This is a genomic window from Plantactinospora sp. GCM10030261 (assembly GCF_042666615.1).
In the GTDB taxonomy this organism is placed as follows: Bacteria; Actinomycetota; Actinomycetes; order Mycobacteriales; family Micromonosporaceae; genus KBS50.
The window spans coordinates 22,253-39,828 of record NZ_JBHTDD010000043.1; the positions used below are offsets into that span (position 1 = coordinate 22,253).

Sequence of the window (17,576 nt, forward strand, 5' to 3'; positions counted from 1 at the left end):
CACGCCGGTACGGTGTCGGTACGGGCTACCACCCGTGGCGTACAGTCGGGATCTGCGCGGGCCCGTGGGGCGGTGAACCGGGGCCCGTGGCGGCACCGGACGGATCGCCCGGTGGACACCGGCGTCCGCGCAGTCGTCGGGAGGGGGCGAGGACATGGCTGGCAACGATGATCGTGCCGAGGCGTGGACCTCGACGCTCCGGGCCCAGCAGTCCGGCTTCGACCTGGGAGCCGAGTTGGGTCCGGCCGACCCGGCCGCGTACACGGTGCGTCGGCCGATCCCCGAGCCGATGCCGACCGACCGGCACGGCCCGGCGCGGATCATCGCGATGGCCAACCAGAAGGGTGGCGTCGGCAAGACCACCACCACGATCAACCTGGGCGCCGCACTCGCCGAGTACGGGCGGAAGGTGCTGCTCGTCGACTTCGACCCGCAGGGCGCCCTGTCCGTCGGCCTGGGCGTCAACCCGCACAACCTGGATCTCTCGGTCTACAACCTGCTGATGCAGGACGACGTCACCGCCGAGGATGTCCTGATCAAGACGGACGTGGCCGGGCTGCACCTGCTGCCGGCCAACATCGACCTCTCGGCCGCGGAGATCCAGCTGGTCAACGAGGTCGCCCGGGAGATGGCGCTGGCCCGGGTGCTCAAGTCGATCCGCAAGGAGTACGACTACGTCCTGATCGACTGTCAGCCGTCGCTGGGGCTGCTCGCCATCAACGCGCTCACCGTGGCGCACGGCGTGCTCATCCCGCTGGAGTGCGAGTTCTTCAGCCTGCGCGGGGTGGCCCTGCTGCTGGACACGATCGACAAGGTGCGCGAGCGGCTCAACTTCGACCTCGAACTCGAAGGCATCCTGGCCACCATGTACGACAGCCGCACGACACACTGCCGGCAGGTGTTGCAGCGGGTGGTGGAGGCGTTCGGCGACAAGGTCTACCAGACCGTGATCACCAAGACGGTCAAGTTCCCGGAGTCCACGGTCGCCGGGGCCCCGATCACCACGTTGGACCCGGCGTCCTCGGGCGCCCGCAACTACCGGCAGTTGGCCCGCGAGGTGATCGCCGCGCAGTCCGAGCGGTAGCCGCCGGTGCGTGGGGCTTCCGAGCCCGTCGACTACGGTCGTCGGGTGACCGCCACATCCGCCGATGCCCCGCCCGTCGAGGGCGAACCCCCGTCCGCTGAGGGTGACTCGCCGCCCGTCGAGGGTGACTCGCCGCCCGCCGAGACCGTGGAGGGCGGTCCCGAACCCGGCGAGGCGGCCCCCGTCGACGGCGGCGGCAAGTTCACCGTTCGGCTGGCCAACTTCACCGGCCCGTTCGACCTGCTGCTGCAACTCATCGGCAAGCACAAGCTCGACGTCACCGAGGTGGCCCTGCACCGGGTCACCGACGAGTTCATCGGCTATATCCGGGCGATGGGCGACGACTGGGATCTCGACGAGGCGAGCGAGTTCCTGCTGGTGGCCGCGACGTTGCTGGATCTGAAGGCGGCCCGGCTGCTGCCGGCGGCCGAGGTGGAGGACGAGGCGGACCTGGCCCTGCTGGAGGCCCGGGACCTGCTGTTCGCCCGGTTGCTGCAGTACAAGGCGTACAAGGAGGCGGCCGGGCACATCGCCGGCCTGGAGGCGGTCGGTTCCCGGCGGTATCCGCGCGCGGTCAGCCTGGAACCTCGGTACGCCGAGGCGCTGCCCGAACTCGTGCTGGGCATCGGGCCGGCGCGGCTGCTGAAGCTCGCGGTGAAGGCGATGACCCCGAAACCGGTTCCGGTCGTCTCCATCGACCATGTGCACCAGGTACGGGTGAGCGTGCGGGAACACGCCGCGCTGCTGCGCGACCGCCTCCGCGACCTGGGCAGCGCGAGCTTCGGCGTCCTCTGCGCCGACTGCGAGTCCACACTCGAGGTGGTGGCCCGGTTCCTCGCCCTGCTGGAGCTGTACCGGGAGGGACTTGTCGGCTTCACCCAGGAGCAGGCACTCGGGGAACTGACCGTACGGTGGACCGGCCCGGACGACGGCGGGACAGAGTTGGACATCGACGAGTACGCCGGCACCCCGAGCCCGCCACCGGCTGAGGGGGACGGCGCGCCGTCCGGTTCCGCCGGTTCCGGCGGTCCGGGCGCGGCCGGTGTTCCGGCTGACCCGGCGGAGCCTGGCGGCGCGGCCGGTGTTCCGGCTGACCAGGTGGTGTCTGGCGGCGCGGCCGGTGTTCCGGCTGACCCGGACGGCCGGGCTACCGGGAAGGCCCCGGGCGGAGAGGAGATCGGGTGAGCGCCGAAGACCAGCGGGACTCGCTGGCCGACCAGGCCGCGACCTGGGTGCCGCCGTGGGCCCGGCCGCAAACCGAGCCCGCGGAGCCGGAGCCGGTGGGGTCCGAGCCCGCGGAGTCCGAGTCGGCGGAGTCTGAGCCGGTGGAGTCTCAGCCCGTGGAGCTGGAGCCGGTGGGGTCCGAGCCCGGGGGACCGGAGGCCGCCCACTCTGAGCGGGTGGGACTCGACGCCGGTGTGCCTGAGCCCGTGCAAGCCGAGCTTATGGAGCCCGGAGCCGCGGACCCCGAGCTGACCGGGCCCGGCGTTGCCGGCCAGGCGGCAGCCGAACGGGCTGGACCCACAGTTGGCGTGCCATCCGACGTGGTGACCGACGAGGCGCCGCCGCGGGCCGCCCCGCCGCCGGGGCCGGCCCCCCCGCCGCCCGGGCCGGCCGCCCCGCCGCCCGGGCCGGTCGAGCCGCTGCCCGGACCGGCCGCCCCGCCGCCCGGGCCGGTCGAGCCGCTGCCCGAGCCGGTCGAGCCGCCGCCCGGACCGGCCGCGGACGCCGTGCCGGACGAGGCCGCGCCCGACACCGCGATGGACGACGCGGAACTGCGGGCCGCCCTGGAGGCGATCCTGTTGGTGGTGGACGAGCCGGTGGCCGACGTGGTGCTGGCCCAGGTATTGGAACAGCCGACAGCCCGGGTGGCGGCGGCGCTGCGCGAGCTGTCGGCGGACTACACCGCTCGCGGGCACGGGTTCGACCTGCGCCGGGCGGCGGGTGGCTGGCGGCTCTACACCCGGCCGGAGTACGCGGCGTACGTCGAGCGGTTCGTGCTGGACGGCCAGTCGGTCCGGCTCACCCAGGCGGCGCTGGAGACGTTGGCCGTGGTGGCCTACAAGCAGCCGGTGAGCCGGTCGCGGATCTCCGCCATCCGCGGTGTGAACGTGGACGGGACGGTCCGTACCCTGGTCACTCGCGGCCTGGTCGAGGAGTGCGGCATGGAACCGGACAGCGGCGCGTTCCTCTACCGGACCACCACCCTGTTCCTGGAGAAACTGGGTCTGAACAGCGTACGCGACCTGCCGCCGCTGGCGCCGTTCCTGCCCGACGACGTGGAAGAGATCGACGATGCCCCTCGATGAAGCCGCACCCGCCGAGCGCCTGCAGAAGGTGCTCGCCGCCGCAGGCGTCGGCTCCCGACGCGCCTGCGAAGATCTGATCTTCCGGCGCCGGGTCACCGTCGACGGCCGGATTGCCCAGCTCGGGGACAAAATCGATCCGGCCAGCGCGGAGATCTACGTCGACGGGCAGCGGGTGGTGACCGACACCCGGCTGGCCTACCTGGCGTTCAACAAGCCACGCGGAGTGGTCTCGACGATGGCCGACGAGAAGGGCCGCACCGCGCTTGCCGACTTCCTCGGCCGGGTCGACGACCGGGTCTACCACGTCGGGCGGCTCGACGCCGACAGCGAAGGGCTGCTGCTGCTGACCAACGACGGCACGCTCGCGCACCGGCTCATGCACCCGTCGTACGGGGTGCCGAAGACGTACCTGTGCGAGGTGTCCGGGCCGCTGGCCCGGTCGGCGGGTCGCCGGCTGCTGGCCGGTGTCGAGCTGGAGGACGGCCCCGCCAAGGTCGACTCGTTCCGGCTCGTCGACACGATGGGCCGCACGGCACTCGTCGAGCTGACTCTGCACGAGGGGCGCAAGCACATCGTCCGGCGGCTCATGGAGGAGGTCGGGCATCCGGTGTCCCGGCTGGTGCGTACCGCGATGGGGCCGATCCGGCTCGGCGACCTGCGGCCCGGGCGGTTCCGCCGGTTGACCAACGCGGAGATCGCGGCGCTGTTCAAGGCCACCGGCGACTGACGTCCGGCCAGCCGTCCGCCGTCTGACACCGTTCGACGCCGCGGGCCCGAGTCGTTCCCGCCGCCCCTCAGACGCGGTCCGTCCGGCGCACCGGGCATGATTGGGGGCGCCGGGCGAGCGTCGTCGCGGCACGGCGCCGGGTCATACCCGCCGGAACGCGTAGGCTGTCCGGCTCTCGGGTGAGGTGTCCGGTTGATGAAGGAGGAACGGTGGCGGAGACAGTGCGGGCCGGTCGACTCGTGGTGGCCGTCGATGGCCCGTCCGGTTCGGGCAAGTCCACCGTTTCCCGGCGGCTGGCGACTCAACTCGCCGCCCGGTACCTGGACACCGGCGCGATGTACCGGGCGGTGACCTGGGCGGTGCTGCGTGCCGGGGTGGAACCGCAGGACGCCGACTCGGTGGCGAAGGTGGCCGGCGAGACCGCTCTGCGGATCGGGGTGGACCCGGCGGACCCGCGCGTCACCGCCGACGGCGTACCGGTCGATCGGGAGATCCGCGGGCCGGAGGTGACCGCGGCGGTGTCGGCGGTGTCGGCCGTGCCGGCGGTGCGGGAGCTGATGGTGCGCCGGCAGCGCGAGATCATCGAGGAGGCCGGCCGGATCGTGGTGGAGGGTCGGGACATCGGTGCGGTCGTCGCGCCGGACGCCGATCTCAAGGTGTATCTGACCGCCTCGGCCGACGCGCGGGCGCAGCGCCGCAGTGCCGAGTTCGCCGCGGACGTCTCGGCGACCGCCGCCGACCTGGCCCGGCGCGACAAGCTGGATTCGACGCGGGCCACGTCGCCGCTGCAGCAGGCCCCCGACGCGGTGGTGCTCGACACCACCGAGTTGGGCATCGACGAGGTCGTTGCCCGGCTGCGCGGGTTGCTCGACGGCACGGTGCGGCCGTGACGACGACAAACGCGTCGGTCCGCGGCTTTCGTCATGCGGGGCATCGGTGGGGAACGGAAGGTGGGCTCCGATGAGTGAGTCGGGTGGTTGGATCGAACTCGACGAGCCGGAGGTCGACTCCGAGGCGAGCGGGCCGGTGCCGGTGGTGGCGGTCGTCGGACGGCCGAACGTCGGCAAGTCGACCCTGGTGAACCGGATCATCGGTCGGCGGCAGGCCGTTGTCGAGGACACTCCGGGCGTGACCAGGGACCGGGTCCCGTACGACGCGCAGTGGTCCGGCCGGCAGTTCACCGTGGTGGACACCGGAGGCTGGGAACCGGACGCCAAGGACCGGGCGGCGGCGATCGCCGCCCAGGCCGAGACGGCGGTGGCCACCGCGGACGTGGTGATCTTCGTGGTCGACGCGACGGTGGGCGCCACTGACGTGGACGAGGCGGCGGTCAAGATGCTGCGCCGCAGTGCCAAGCCGGTACTGCTGATCGCCAACAAGGCGGACAACGCCGCCGTGGAACTCGAGGCGACGTCGTTGTGGTCGCTGGGTCTTGGTGAGCCGTTCCCGGTGTCGGCGCTGCACGGTCGCGGCGCCGGGGATCTGCTCGACAAGATTCTTGATGCGTTGCCGGAGCCGCCGCCGATCGACGAGAACCGGCCGCGTGGCCCTCGCCGGGTGGCGTTGGTCGGCCGGCCGAACGTCGGCAAGTCCAGCCTGCTCAACCGGATCGCCCGGGAGGAGCGCGCGGTCGTCGACTCGGTGGCCGGGACCACCGTCGATCCGGTCGACAGCCTGGTCGAGATCGGTGGCGAGACGTGGCAGCTGGTGGACACCGCCGGTCTGCGGAAGCGGGTCGGGAAGGCCAGCGGCACCGAGTACTACGCGAGTCTGCGGACCGCCGGAGCGATCGAGGCGGCCGAGGTGGCGGTGGTGCTGCTGGATGCCAGTGAACCGATCAGCGAGCAGGACCAGCGGATCATCAGCATGGTGATCGAGGCCGGTCGGGCCATGGTGATCGCCTTCAACAAGTGGGATCTGGTCGACGCCGATCGGCGCTACTACCTGGACAAGGAGATCGACCGGGAGCTGCGTCGGGTGCCCTGGGCGATCAGGTTGAACCTGTCGGCGAAGACCGGGCGGGCGGTGGACAAGCTCGCCCCGGCGCTGCGGAAGGCGCTGCGGAGTTGGGAGACCCGGGTGCCGACCGGTCAGCTCAACCAGTGGCTCACCGCGTTGGTCCAGGCGACCCCGCATCCGGTACGCGGGGGACGGGCGCCCCGGGTGCTGTTCGCCACCCAGGCGGGCGTGGCGCCGCCGCGGTTCGTGCTGTTCACCACCGGGCCGCTGGACGCCGGCTACCAACGGTTTGTGGAGCGCAAGCTGCGCGAGGAGTTCGGTTACGAGGGCAGCCCGATCGAGGTGTCGGTGCGGCCCCGCAAGAAGATCGGTCCAGGGGGACGCGGCAAAGCCCACGGCTGAAGCGCAAGGAGGTCCCTTGTTGGCGCGTCGGCTGGCTGGGCGTCGAACGCCTTCCGGCTGTGCTTTTCGGTGCGTTGAATCGTGGGGTTGATCCGCCGCCGGTAGCACACTGCGGCGTCGCCGCCGGCTCCGCGGGGACCGACGCCATGGTGGTACGGACGCACGCCGCCCGCGAACCCTCTCTCAGCCCAGCCTCCTAGGAAGGGAACGGCGGGTGTGAGTGGTCATCGCCTGGAACGCTACCGACCATGGCGGTGTGTCCGGGGGAGGGCGCGATGCGCGGGTCGGCCGTGCTGCGCTACGCTGTACCGGCTGTCGCGCGGTGCACGCCCGTGCGGCGAGCATCGGGACGTGGCGCAGCTTGGTAGCGCACTTGACTGGGGGTCAAGGGGTCGCAGGTTCAAATCCTGTCGTCCCGACGCAGGTGGAGGGGCATATTTCGCGATCATGCGATGCCCCGCTGGGGACCATTTGGGGACCTCAGCCCGGCGAGGTGCATAGTCAGCGCCTCGCCGGCGGCCCGGATCGACTGCCGGTCCGGATGGAAGATATCGCTGGGTCGTTGTGAGTGACCCGTGCCCCGCGATCTTCCGTAGGACGTGCACCGGTACGCCGGCATCCGCCATCCAGGTCAGGCCGGTATGCCGCAGGTCGTGACGCCGCAGGTACTCGTAGCCGAGTGAGGCGACGACCTCATCCCAGTGTGTCGCGTCGCGCAGCACGGCCGTGCTGATGCGGCCACCACGTGACCCGACGAACAGTCGGGCGTCGCAGGGCGTCGGTGCCGCACGCGAGACGTCGTACGTTCTGATGCGCAAGGCCGATATCGCGGCCGAGCTTGGAAAGCCGGAACGTGCGGTCGGCCTCACGGAGGCTGCTCTACGTGATTGGAATGGCATCGCGCCACGGGTACGAGCACTGGCCCTGCGAGTGCGCGGTCGGGCGTACGCGCAACTCGGTAACTCGGGCGAGTGCGCCCGGGCGCTCGACGCCGCCCAGGAGGAGGCCGCACGCCCGGTCGACGGTCCGGACGACCTCACGGCGTACTGCGATCTCTCGTACATCGGCATGGAGGCGGCGAACTGCTGGAAGACGCTCGGTCGCTTCGACACCGCCATCGCCACCTACAGCCGCAGTCTGGAGAACTGGCCCGGCTCGCTACGCCGGGACCAGGGTTTGTGCCTGTCCCGCCTGACGAGCGCCCTCGCCGGCCGCGAGGACATCGAACGAGCGTGCGATGTAGGCCGCCAGGCCGTCGAGGTAGTCCGGTCGGCCACGTCCGGACGGGCGCTGACCGAGTTGCAGCGCGTGCAGGTACAACTGGCGCCGTGGCGCCGCCGTGAGGGAGTATCGGAACTGAGCGGCCGGATCAGGGGTTTGATCCAGCCGGCCGCCTGAGCCGAGGAGACACCGGCCTTGACGGACCTCATCACCACCGCCACGTCGAGGGACGAGGCAGACCGGGACGCGTCGATCGCGCTGCTGCCCGTGGGGAGCTTCGAGCAGCACGGGAGCTTCCTCCCCCTCGCAACCGACACGATCGTGGCGAGCGTGATCACACGAGAAGCCGCCCGCGAGTACCCGGTGATGGCGCTGCCACCGATCACCATCTCCTGCTCCCACGAGCACGCCGGATGGCGGGGCACGGTCAGCATCAGCGCCCGGACGCTCCACCAGGTCGTCACCGACGTCGCCGCGTCGCTCGCCGAATCCGGAGTGCACCGGCTGGTCCTCATCAGCGGCCACGGCGGCAACTACGTTCTCGGCAACGTCGCACAGGAAGCGTCTGTACACGGCCCTCGGATCGCCGTCTTCCCACACGGCAACGACTGGGACCGCGCCCGCCAGGACGCCGGCATGGAGACCGGCAGCAGCGATGACATGCACGCCGGGGAGCTGGAAACGTCGATCCTGCTCGCCACCTACCCGGACGTCGTCCGCCCTGGCAACGAGACAGCGGACTGGTCCGCCGACGACCGACCACACCTGCTTACGCTCGGCATGTCCGCCTACACCAAGTCCGGCGTCATCGGACGGCCATCGCTCGGTACCGAGGCCAAGGGGCACGCTGCGCTGGTGAGTCTCGTTCGATCGTTCGGGCCGCTGTACGCGCTCCTGGACCAGCCTCGCTGATCGCGTTACCAGTCGATGTGGGCGACCGCTGGATCCGGCCCGGTGAGAACTTTCCATACGTCTTCAAGGCGGCCCTTCGGGCCGCTGCGCACCGCTCGGGGCACGCCGCGCCTTGCCGCTTCGCTCCCGGCGCGGCGACCCCGGCGGCGCGTGACCTTCAGCCAACGCGGCGAAGCCCTCGCACTCAGCCGAAGCCTACGTACGAGGACTTCCGTCGATGTCAAAGGGCTAGTGGCCCGTGTCGCCGGGCTCGGGGTCAGCACTGGATCCTGCGGACCGATCCTGCTCATCGATCCTTGTCACACCGTCGTTCCCTCGAATGACCAAGCGCAACCCATCAGGCGTGCCTGTGTCGTCGCCAAAAACCCACCCCGGAGGAAGTCGAACATTAGGCACGGCCCGGGCGTCCGACATATCTACACCGCTATCAAACTGGGCCTCGTGCAGGTTCGCGTGCGCGTGGAACTTCGCCCCGGTCAGTCTCAGGTCCCCGTGAAACTGCGCCTTGCCAAGGTCTACGTACCCGTGGAACCGCGCCCCGCCCATGTTCGTGTGTACGCGAAACTGCGCCCCGCCCAGAGACGCGCTCTCGTGGAACTGCGCCCCGCGCAGGTCCGCGCCCAAGTGGAACTGCGCCATGAAAAGGACTGCGCGCCCATAAAACTGCGCCCCGCGCAGGTCCGCGCTCCCGTAGAACTGCACCATGTCCAGGTACGCGCTCTCGTGGAACTGCGCCTTGTGTAGGTTCGCGTATCCGTGGAACTGCGCCTTGTGTAGGTTCGCGTATCCGTGGAACTGCGCCTTGTGCAGGTTCGCGTACCCGTGGAACTGCGCCTCGTGCAGAACGGATACTTCCGAGGCGCAGCCTGACAGGTCGAAGTCGACAAGAACCGCCCCGACCAGGTCAAGGTGCATCCGCTCACCCGCCGGCCCTCGCCAATAGGTAGCCGGTTCCGGACCGTTCCCCTTAGCGACACGTAAATGGTCGGCAAGTAGGCGTTGCGCCGTCAGACGAACCTGCAACTCCTCCCGGCGGGCCGGCTGCTCGGTCGGCTCGGGGACCTCTGCGTCAGACGCCACATTATGCGACGACTTCGCCATGTTCCTGTACAGCACCTCGACCGGCGGCGTGTACGGCATACGTAGGTACGCGCAGAGCACATCCACGACGGTCTGCCGCAGCTTCGGATTGTCCTGACCCAGCCGGGCCAGGGCGTACAGGCCCGCCAGCCGGACAGCGGCCTTGTCGCTGCCCAACTGCTCGGCAGCCGCGACATACAGGGAGGTGATCCGCTGTTCCCATCGCATCCGCTTGGGAGAATTGCTGAGCCTGCTCACTCCACGCTTGTCGACGCAGCGTCATCAGCAGCGTCACCCCAGCAGCCAACCCCGCCGCTACGGTCAACCCTGTCTTGATCCGATCCAGTTGGAGTCGCGTCGGATCAGTTACTCCTCGGGGCGCCGGGGACCACACACCAAGAAGCCACATCGCCAACGCGCCACCGCCGATGACGGCCGCGATGACGAGTAGCGTTGCTGGCCACCAACGCAGCACCCGCAACGGCCGCTCTGCCCGTAGCTCTCGACGCGCACGGTGGTAGCTAATCCATCGACCCACAGTTGCTCGCACGTCGCACAGTGTGCCGAGGCGCGTCCACACCGGATCTACCGTGCGTCGGCTACCCGACACGAGTTGATCTGTGAGCCACCATGCCGGTCCATCGGACACGAGCATGCCTCCGGCGGGCAGGGCCTCCGGCCCTACGACCCAGGGGTGGCCTCCGGCGGCCGGGGCTACCCGCCCCTGGACCCCGGGCGACTCAGGGATGGCCGACGAACCACGGTCACCCGACGCGCACCAAAGGCCACCAGACCGCGCCTGCCCGGTCCAGCTCGTACGTCCGGTAGGGCGCTCCAACTGGACCGGGCAGGCGCGGCCCGGCAGGGCAAAGCCTGCGCGACGGGATGCCGGCCCCAAGGCGGGGACCATCTGGGGACCACACGACAGTGAGCCACCCTCACGTTGAACACCCCGGCTAACAACGTACCCGCGCGCGGATCGTGCCTGACGTGCAGGAACACCCAACCCAACGTCCTGGGGGTCAAGGGGTCGTGGGTTCAAATCCCGCCGTCCCGACAGTGTAGGAGTTTCCGCAGTTCTCAGGCTTGCGGTAAGTCGTCTTCAATTGCTGTAGCTCGATGTCGTGGCGTGCAAGCCGCTGCTAGAACCCTTGACTCGGGCGATTTGGCGGTTCGATCTTGGACTCTACCGGTGCGATTCACCTGATAAGCCGTATGCGTTGACGCCCCGTACCCGTCGCTGGACTGCTTAACGAGGGATCATTTCGGACAGATGGGCGCGGCTGCCCCCGAATACCCGGGTGCCGTCGAGGTGCTGCGTAAGCGCTTGACCGGACGGCAGACGGCCGACAGTGGGTACCGGAACATGTGTTGGCGCACAAGTCCGGAGGACAGCCCGAGGGCCTTGATCATGACCGTGGTGGCGAGGTCCAACAAGCGTTGCCCGGCAAACCGCAGTGGGCGGACGGCGGCGGGTCATGCGGACAGGCGCCCAGTACAGGTCACCGGTAGTGGACTATGCCCTGCTGGGCGCGTGGCGGCAGAGGCGCACCGATGTTGGTGGCGAAGTCGAGGAAGCCGGTGTGTCCGGGCAGCAGAGTCAGGGCGTCGGCCACCAGGGTGCGGGCGGTGTCCAGGTCACCGTGTCGGTGGGCCAGTCGCGCCCGGAGGAATGTGTGTTCCGGGCCGTCCAGGGCCGGGTGGCTGGCCAGGCGGTCCAAGCGGTCCTCGGCGTCGGAACCCATCAGGCGATCGATCAGCATTAGGTGCCAGGCAGCCAGGTTCTCGGCGCGGCGCGTTCGGTCTCGGTTGGCCGGTTGCCAGAACAGCGGCTCGGAGCGCTGCCGCGGCTTTGGGTTGGCTGGCGGCGGAAGTGGGGCGAGGGCGTCGAGGGCGGCCAGGTAGCTGTCGGCGATCGGGGTCCAGGCATCCGGTACGGGCAGCATCCCGGCCATGACCTGTGCCAGCGGGGTCTCCCGCGCCGCGATGGTGCCGTAGCCGCTTCTGGTCCAGCCGAACCGGGACTCCCACCGGATTAGCTGCCCCATCGTCCGCCGCGCGAACGTGATCGGGTCCAGCCGGTCGCGGAGCCGGGTCCACAGCAGTGCCACCTCGTCGGAGACCACCAGCCCGGCGGCTTCCACCGGATCTTCGGAGCGGAAGTAGTCGTGGTCACGCATCTCGCAGGCCAGGTCGATCAGGATCTCCATGGCTGTCGCACCGTCGCCGGTAGCGTCGACGTGCAGCGCGTCGCGGGCCTGGGTGACCAGCCGCTTGAAGGTGAAGCGCCAGCGGGTGCGTTCACTCGGTTTGACCCGCCGGTCTCCGGCCAGGTACGAACCGCCTCGGGCCAGCGCGGCGAACTGGCGTATCTCAGCCAGCACCTGGTCCGGCGCGGGGCCCGCTCTGGCGGGGCGAGGCGCCGGCGCGTCCGGGGTCAGTTCGGCCTCGATACGTTCCCGCACGGCGGCGGGGCCCCGCCAGTACAGCGTCCACAACGCCTTGCGTAGTTGATCCTGGCTCAGCGGCGCCAGCGCCGCGTGGAACTGCGCCCGGCTCATCCTCTCCATCGGTACCCACCCTAGTCGGACGTGTCAGTTCGCACCCGCTCCTGTTGGTGTGGTGGGCTGGCGCGGTGAGTCCGAAGAGCGGTGGCCGTCCTGCCGGGCGGGGCCGGCCGCAACGCAAGCGCCAGGGACCGGTGCGCCAGCTGCGTCTGTCCGACTATGTCCTGCGTGACGCGCGGTCGGTCGCAGCGGCGCCGGATGCGTTGGATGCCGAGGTCTGGGCCAGCGGTTGGCTTGGGCAGGCATGGCTGGGCGCTGACCTGGGGGAGCGACAACCGGAGCATGTGTTGTGCATGGAGGTGGTGGGTCGGGCCTGCTCCCGTCCGTCGCCGCACGCCTTGGCCGCCGTCGCCGCGCTTCGGCGGGTAATGCCGCCGGACGAGTGGTCGTTACTGAATGGGACGGTGGAGATCCTGGTGGAGAGCCAGTCGGCGCCGTCGTGGCTCTCCGTCCCGGGGTTCGCTCCGTTACGGGCGCATCGCGCGGTGGATGTGTGGGACAGCGAGCGGGTGTTGTTCATCGAGTACGAATCCAGCGACCCCCACGCGAGGCGGCACACGCTGATGGCGCAGGTCACCGAGCCGGGCGGGACGATGGTGGCAAAACTGGGTGTCCTGCGAAGGCGCGGCGCAGTACTGGTCGCAAACTCGTGACGCGGGGGAGGTGCCGATGCCGGTGGCCGAGGTACCGGTGCCGCAGGTGCTGGCGGACTTGGCCGGTGCCTTGCGGACCACCGACATGTATTGGCCACGCCACGACGACGAGGACTATGTCGAGGTACGGGCGTTGGCCTGGTCGCGCTGCCGGGAGTACCTGCCGGACTGGCCGGACGCGCCGGAGCTGCCCGAGCAGCAGCGGCAGGAGCTGATCTACGCGTTCGTCGCGGAGGCGTACCCGCCCGGCGCCGCGGGTGCGGACGTGCCGGGCGATGGCGACGTGGATCCGGAGGTGGTGCGGTCGCTGGCCCACATCTTCGTCGACTACGGCCACGGGTACATCACACCCGGTCTGCTGTCGTGGAGCCCCGGGTCGGTCGCGTTGTTTCTGGGCGACTGGCTGCCCCGCAAGACCTTACTCGACGACGCACAGCGGGAAGTTCTGCCCGAGGCGTTGCGCCGCTGGGTGCGGTTCGCGCTGGACCGGCGAGAGGTCGACGCTGCGTGGATCGAGCCGGTGGTTGCGGCGGTCGACACCCACCTTCCCGAGTTCCTCGCCGCGGCGAACGACGAGTCCGCCTGGGGACCGGCCAAGCAGATCGCCGCAGAACTGACCGCCCGGGGGATCGACCTCACCGACAAAGCCGCCGTCAATGCGGTCATCGGCAAGCTGAACGCCGCCCGACTGGCTCGGAGTCTGACCGAGGAATAGCCACGTCGGTTCGCTCGATATTGTCCTTCGACCGCGGGCTGCCGGCCATGGCGCCGAGGCATTCCGCCCGTCTGCCCGCCGAGCAGCAAGTTACATGTAGTACCTCAGTCCGAGGCGGCGAGCCTGACGCCCCAGTGGCGCCGGATGCCCGGTTCCGTGGTCCCAAACCGGGCATTGATCTCAAGGCGTGCGCCAGGGCCTACATCGGCCCGCAATCCAAGATCCACAGGTCGGTTCGGGGCTGGGGCGGGTCCGTGAGCGTTTCGCCACATGGCAGCGCGGACTTCTCCAGCGGCATAGCGATAGTCTGCAACCAACGATGCCATCGGTTCGGAGGTGAGGCTCGCGCTGTGGGTACCGACTACGAACCGATGAGTCTGGCCAGGCTGGCCACCCATCTCCCATGCGCAGACACTGACCAGATCCGCTGGAAGCTGCTGTGGGAGTTCCTGGAGGAGTACCGCTGGGAGCCGGTCGAAACCAGGGTCGATCTGTTGAAGCATGAGCCCGGGCTGACCGGGGACGCGCGTTGGGACGCACTGCTTGCGGCACTCGCGGAGCACCTGCTCGCCCAGGAGGATCTCGCCCCGCCGGTGTGGGTCGAGGCGCGGGTCCTGCGCCGGGCATGGTTCCCGGCGGAACTGGCCATCCACCGGGCCGACGCCCTGGCATGGGCGCCGGCTGCCTTCCGAAAGCACGGTGTGTACCTGTCGGTTCACGACCTGGCTGCGGCGTGACCGGGTCGGACGGCGTCCTGATGGGGCGCGCGGAACTCGAGCGCGCGTTCACCCGCTTGGGCGACAGGCTCGTCCGCCGCGGGGTCGTCGCTGACATCTTCGTTGTGGGTGGCGCTGCGATGGCGCTCGCCTACGATGCGAAACGGGTGACCAGGGACGTCGATGCGATGTTCGTCCCGCACGGCGTCGTCCTTGATGAGGCGCGTGCGGTGGCCGACGAACTGGGACTGCCCCCGTGGTGGCTCAACGAGCAGGCCAGCGTGTACGTCTCCGGCAAGGATGATCCAGGCAAACGGCGTGTCTTCGACCATCCCGGGCTGCGCGTCATGGCGGCCTCGCCGGAGCACATCTTCGCGATGAAGGCGCTCGCGGCGCGGGCGCGGGACGTGGACGATCTTCGCACCTTGGCGGCGCTGGCCAAGGTCGCGACGGTGGACGAGGCCGTACGCTTGTGTAGCGACTTCTATCCCGACGAGGTGATCTCGCCGCGGGCCATGGGGGTCATCCGGGAACTCTTCGGGTGAGTCGAATGTAGGTGCAGTTCGACGGCTAATCTGATCGTGTATTTGGGGATCAACTCGCCCTTCCGACACGACGGCATCCGGTGGGAGGTCACGTCCTGCTCGTCTGGCGAGGGAAGTCGATGGTGGCGGGGGGACTGGTGCGACGACTCCTTTACTCGGCCGGTTTATGCTTCAGGCGACCTGGGCAAACGTGCGTGAGCATGCCGCTGGGCCACCGGACTACTGGGGGTCAAGGGGTCGCAGGTTCAAATCCTGTCGTCCCGACAGCATGAGGGTTTCCGCAGGTCACAGACTCGCGGAAACCCTCAATCTATTGCTCTGGCTCGATGTGGTGGCGTGTGAGGTGCCGCTGGAACCCTTAACTCGGGTAGTTAAGCGAGCTGACCTTGGTAACCTCCGCTGTGGATCGCTTGGTAGGCGTACTGCATCGGCGTAGTTGTGGTCGTCGCTGGACTATTTAACTGCGGACGATTTTTGGGCAAAAGGGATGTGAGTCGTCTCGGTCACGGATGAGGTGCTTGGTGCGGCAACCGGCATCCTCAAGGTCCATCACGAAGGTTCCGCTGGCCTGCATTACTCATACGGCGGTCAGGTAGGCGGTAGCATCCAGGATCCGGATCCGAGGGTTGTCGTGCGCGATCATGGTTCAGCGCGTACACCCGTGTCCCGGTCCGGGATGCCACCAGGCCATGATGCCTTGGCGGCCGGAACCGGGCGAGTCCTGGCGCTTACAGCAGCACCTACGCGGACGCGTAGGCTCCCACCGAGTGTCGGTGGCCCGGGTACGGCTTACTCTCCCAACTTTGGTCATCGCGTCAGTGACGGTCCTGTTGGCGTGTAATGGGAGTTGACGGCGGGTTGGCCGGTGTAGTTCGGGCCGGCGGTGTCATTGGAGCCGAGGTAGGTGAATGGGAGGTTCACCGGTTGGCTGCTGCCGCGGTGGTAGGTGATTCGCCGGTTGCGGGTGTCATAGGAGAATCCTGTGTTGCGGAGAGCTGCGGTGAGTTGCCTGCCGATCGCGTTTCCGTTGGCCCGTCGGATGCTGGCGGTGTCGAGGTTCGCGGCGAAGATGCCGTCGGCGGTAAGCCAGGACGGTACGCGGGACAGGACGGCGAGCTTGTCGCCGACGTAGTGCAGGCCGTGCACGCAGGTGATTACGTCGTAGCGGTGTCCGGCCGGCGGGGTCCATGTGGTCACTGATGCGGTGATGAGCTGCACGGCGGGATGCGGTGTGGGGGCGAAGTGGTCGACGAGGTCGACGCCGACGATCTCGATCCGATCGGCTGGACCGAGGGTATGGAGTCGTTCGGCGGCCTCGGTCAATGCCCGGCCCGAGCCGCAGCACAAGTCGAGCCAGCGTACCGGGCCCGTGGAGCCTGCGGCCCGGCCGCGAAGTTCGGCGAGCAGGTCTATGCCCAGTTCGCGGCCGTATCCGTTGGAGCCGGTCAGAGTCCGTTCGCGGTTCATCGCGCAGTTGGCCACGACCGAGGACATTTCCAGCTTCGGGTCTGGCAATAGGTCCATCGGGGTCACCGCCGCTGGCCGCTGGTGGCTGGCAGCCGGCGTAGTTCGGTGACCAGGGACCGTAGCCATGCCTCGCGCATGGTCGGCTCCGTGGTGATCGCGGCGACAAGTCCGGCGCGTCCTTCGGCGGAGCGGCCGTACGCGACTATGGCGACCGCTTCGGCCAGTGCCGCCAGCGCTTTCGGATCGCGGGCCGGTTGGTTGGCGTTCTGGTCGAGCCACCGCGTGAGCGGGAACGATCGGCTGGTCTTGGTCTGTTGGTCGCCCAGGTAGCTCCACACCCAACGGTGCAGGGACACCCCGATCAGGGCGCTGCGCGGCAGGTGCGCCGCCCATGGGGCGGCCTGGTACCAGCGCCATGTGTTCGGGCTGGTCTTGGTCCGGACGGTGACGCCGACGAACCGCAGCTTGGTGCGTACCACCGCCCACGGCGCGTTTTCCTCGGCGATCCACCGGCGTAGCAGGCGGAACAGGTTGGCGTAGGTGCGCCCGCCGTGGACCAGGTCGATGAAGGTGACTGGGCGCCGGCGGTGAGCCAGCAGGTGCGGGTCGATGCCCAGCTGGCTCAGGTTGGTACGGAACTGGGCGACCTGCGCCGGGGTCAGCGTGTCCGGGTCGCTCCACAGCGACAGCGGTAGGCGGTGGCACCGGTCCCGCCACGTGGTGCCAGAGAGTGCGCCGCTGAGCAGGTCGAAGATGCTGTCCGGGGAGCGGCCGACGAAGTACAAGTCGCCATCGGCGCTGCGGGCCAGCACCCGGCCGGCGCATTCGACCAGATCCGGCAGGAACCACAGGTCGGGTTCGGCGACGCCGTCCAGCAAGCCGCCGAGCTGATCCGGCGACACCAGATCCCAACGGAACGGCCCGGTCGGCGCCCGCCCTATTACCACAGGCAAGACCCTAACGGTCCGGGTCAGGAGCGAAGGCTTGGGGCGCGGGGCGTGGGGTTCCTGGAACAGGCATCCGAGAGCCCGTAGAGTGCATCTACGTAGTCTTTGTCTACGTAGATTGGAATTACGCAATGGCGGGAATCTTCGTCGGCCGAACGGCCGAGCTTGCCTTGTTCTAGGCCGTGTGTCATAAGTGCCGCACGAGTCGTCGGAGCCAGATGTCGATCATGCTGATGGTGGCGGTGGCCTCGTACCGAACCGCGAGTTTGTCG

16 protein-coding genes, 1 tRNA gene and 1 pseudogene are annotated in these 17,576 nt (G+C 69.2%); 13 read left to right on the forward strand and 5 right to left on the reverse strand.

Going from position 1 to position 17,576, the window contains the following annotated elements:
* Positions 1 to 154: 154 nt before the first annotated feature.
* From ACFQUZ_RS30695 to ACFQUZ_RS30725, 7 genes are all read left to right on the forward strand, one after another.
* Positions 155 to 1,084 (forward strand): ParA family protein, encoded by a 930-nt coding sequence (locus ACFQUZ_RS30695; protein ID WP_377448495.1) that lies wholly within the window; start codon positions 155 to 157, stop codon positions 1,082 to 1,084.
* Positions 1,085 to 1,129: 45 nt separating this feature from the next.
* The gene (locus ACFQUZ_RS30700; RefSeq protein ID WP_377448497.1) at positions 1,130 to 2,269 is read left to right on the forward strand and encodes a segregation and condensation protein A; all 1,140 of its coding nucleotides are present in this window, start codon (positions 1,130 to 1,132) and stop codon (positions 2,267 to 2,269) included.
* Positions 2,266 to 3,393 carry an SMC-Scp complex subunit ScpB gene (gene scpB, locus ACFQUZ_RS30705; RefSeq protein WP_377448499.1) on the forward strand — a complete coding sequence of 376 codons (1,128 nt, stop codon included), beginning with the start codon at positions 2,266 to 2,268 and terminating at the stop codon, positions 3,391 to 3,393. Before ACFQUZ_RS30700 ends, scpB begins: the two co-directional genes overlap by 4 nt.
* The gene (locus ACFQUZ_RS30710; RefSeq protein ID WP_377448501.1) at positions 3,380 to 4,120 is read left to right on the forward strand and encodes a pseudouridine synthase; all 741 of its coding nucleotides are present in this window, start codon (positions 3,380 to 3,382) and stop codon (positions 4,118 to 4,120) included. The genes scpB and ACFQUZ_RS30710 overlap by 14 nt, the downstream gene beginning before the upstream one ends.
* A 209-nt stretch (positions 4,121 to 4,329) precedes the next feature.
* A complete protein-coding gene (gene cmk / locus ACFQUZ_RS30715; protein ID WP_377448503.1) occupies positions 4,330 to 5,010 on the forward strand; it encodes a (d)CMP kinase in 681 nt (226 codons plus the stop codon).
* A gap of 70 nt (positions 5,011 to 5,080) precedes the next feature.
* Positions 5,081 to 6,481: a ribosome biogenesis GTPase Der gene (gene der / locus ACFQUZ_RS30720; protein WP_377448504.1), complete on the forward strand. Its 1,401-nt coding sequence runs from the start codon at positions 5,081 to 5,083 to the stop codon at positions 6,479 to 6,481.
* A gap of 345 nt (positions 6,482 to 6,826) precedes the next feature.
* Positions 6,827 to 6,900: transfer RNA gene (locus tag ACFQUZ_RS30725), tRNA-Pro, on the forward strand.
* Between the two features lie 186 nt (positions 6,901 to 7,086).
* Here the strand turns inward: ACFQUZ_RS30725 and ACFQUZ_RS30730 are convergent.
* Positions 7,087 to 7,380, reverse strand: a pseudogene (locus tag ACFQUZ_RS30730) (hypothetical protein); the annotation flags it as partial.
* On the opposite strand from ACFQUZ_RS30730, the gene ACFQUZ_RS30735 reads away from it, so the two are divergent.
* A complete protein-coding gene (locus tag ACFQUZ_RS30735) occupies positions 7,292 to 7,879 on the forward strand; it encodes a hypothetical protein (RefSeq protein ID WP_377448506.1) in 588 nt (195 codons plus the stop codon). The pseudogene ACFQUZ_RS30730 and the gene ACFQUZ_RS30735 overlap by 89 nt on opposite strands.
* Before the next feature lie 18 nt (positions 7,880 to 7,897).
* A complete protein-coding gene (locus ACFQUZ_RS30740) occupies positions 7,898 to 8,614 on the forward strand; it encodes a creatininase family protein (protein ID WP_377448508.1) in 717 nt (238 codons plus the stop codon).
* A gap of 228 nt (positions 8,615 to 8,842) precedes the next feature.
* Here ACFQUZ_RS30740 and ACFQUZ_RS30745 read toward each other — a convergent pair whose 3' ends face one another.
* Together ACFQUZ_RS30745 and ACFQUZ_RS30750 are read right to left on the reverse strand one after the other, a co-directional pair.
* Entirely contained in the window at positions 8,843 to 9,952 is a 1,110-nt protein-coding gene (locus ACFQUZ_RS30745) for a pentapeptide repeat-containing protein (RefSeq protein ID WP_377448510.1), read from the reverse strand.
* Between the two features lie 1,244 nt (positions 9,953 to 11,196).
* Positions 11,197 to 12,264, reverse strand: a complete 1,068-nt coding sequence (locus ACFQUZ_RS30750; RefSeq protein ID WP_377448511.1) for a hypothetical protein — start codon at positions 12,262 to 12,264, stop codon at positions 11,197 to 11,199.
* Positions 12,265 to 12,395: 131 nt separating this feature from the next.
* On the opposite strand from ACFQUZ_RS30750, the gene ACFQUZ_RS30755 reads away from it, so the two are divergent.
* From ACFQUZ_RS30755 to ACFQUZ_RS30770, 4 genes are all read left to right on the forward strand, one after another.
* Positions 12,396 to 12,914 carry a hypothetical protein gene (locus ACFQUZ_RS30755; protein ID WP_377448513.1) on the forward strand — a complete coding sequence of 173 codons (519 nt, stop codon included), beginning with the start codon at positions 12,396 to 12,398 and terminating at the stop codon, positions 12,912 to 12,914.
* Between the two features lie 16 nt (positions 12,915 to 12,930).
* Complete coding sequence (locus ACFQUZ_RS30760; protein WP_377448515.1) at positions 12,931 to 13,629, forward strand: hypothetical protein; 699 nt, start codon at positions 12,931 to 12,933, stop codon at positions 13,627 to 13,629.
* 350 nt (positions 13,630 to 13,979) lie between these two features.
* The gene (locus ACFQUZ_RS30765; RefSeq protein WP_377448517.1) at positions 13,980 to 14,366 is read left to right on the forward strand and encodes a hypothetical protein; all 387 of its coding nucleotides are present in this window, start codon (positions 13,980 to 13,982) and stop codon (positions 14,364 to 14,366) included.
* Positions 14,363 to 14,890 (forward strand): DUF6036 family nucleotidyltransferase, encoded by a 528-nt coding sequence (locus tag ACFQUZ_RS30770; RefSeq protein WP_377448518.1) that lies wholly within the window; start codon positions 14,363 to 14,365, stop codon positions 14,888 to 14,890. The genes ACFQUZ_RS30765 and ACFQUZ_RS30770 overlap by 4 nt, the downstream gene beginning before the upstream one ends.
* 807 nt (positions 14,891 to 15,697) lie before the next feature.
* On the opposite strand, the gene ACFQUZ_RS30775 is transcribed toward ACFQUZ_RS30770, so the two are convergent.
* Both ACFQUZ_RS30775 and ACFQUZ_RS30780 read right to left on the reverse strand, forming a co-directional pair.
* Positions 15,698 to 16,414, reverse strand: coding sequence for a class I SAM-dependent methyltransferase (locus tag ACFQUZ_RS30775; protein ID WP_377448520.1), 717 nt, complete (start codon positions 16,412 to 16,414; stop codon positions 15,698 to 15,700).
* Between the two features lie 5 nt (positions 16,415 to 16,419).
* Positions 16,420 to 17,310, reverse strand: coding sequence for a hypothetical protein (locus ACFQUZ_RS30780; protein ID WP_377448522.1), 891 nt, complete (start codon positions 17,308 to 17,310; stop codon positions 16,420 to 16,422).
* Between the last annotated feature and the right edge of the window lie 266 nt (positions 17,311 to 17,576).

Coding starts and splice junctions, on each gene's coding strand:
- ACFQUZ_RS30735 (WP_377448506.1), top strand. CDS start 7,292: ATGCGCAAGGCCGATATCGCGGCCGAGCTTGGAAAGCCGGAACGTGCG.
- der (WP_377448504.1), top strand. CDS start 5,081: ATGAGTGAGTCGGGTGGTTGGATCGAACTCGACGAGCCGGAGGTCGAC.
- ACFQUZ_RS30760 (WP_377448515.1), top strand. CDS start 12,931: ATGCCGGTGGCCGAGGTACCGGTGCCGCAGGTGCTGGCGGACTTGGCC.
- ACFQUZ_RS30710 (WP_377448501.1), top strand. CDS start 3,380: ATGCCCCTCGATGAAGCCGCACCCGCCGAGCGCCTGCAGAAGGTGCTC.
- ACFQUZ_RS30750 (WP_377448511.1), bottom strand. CDS start 12,264: ATGGAGAGGATGAGCCGGGCGCAGTTCCACGCGGCGCTGGCGCCGCTG.
- ACFQUZ_RS30775 (WP_377448520.1), bottom strand. CDS start 16,414: ATGGACCTATTGCCAGACCCGAAGCTGGAAATGTCCTCGGTCGTGGCC.
- ACFQUZ_RS30695 (WP_377448495.1), top strand. CDS start 155: ATGGCTGGCAACGATGATCGTGCCGAGGCGTGGACCTCGACGCTCCGG.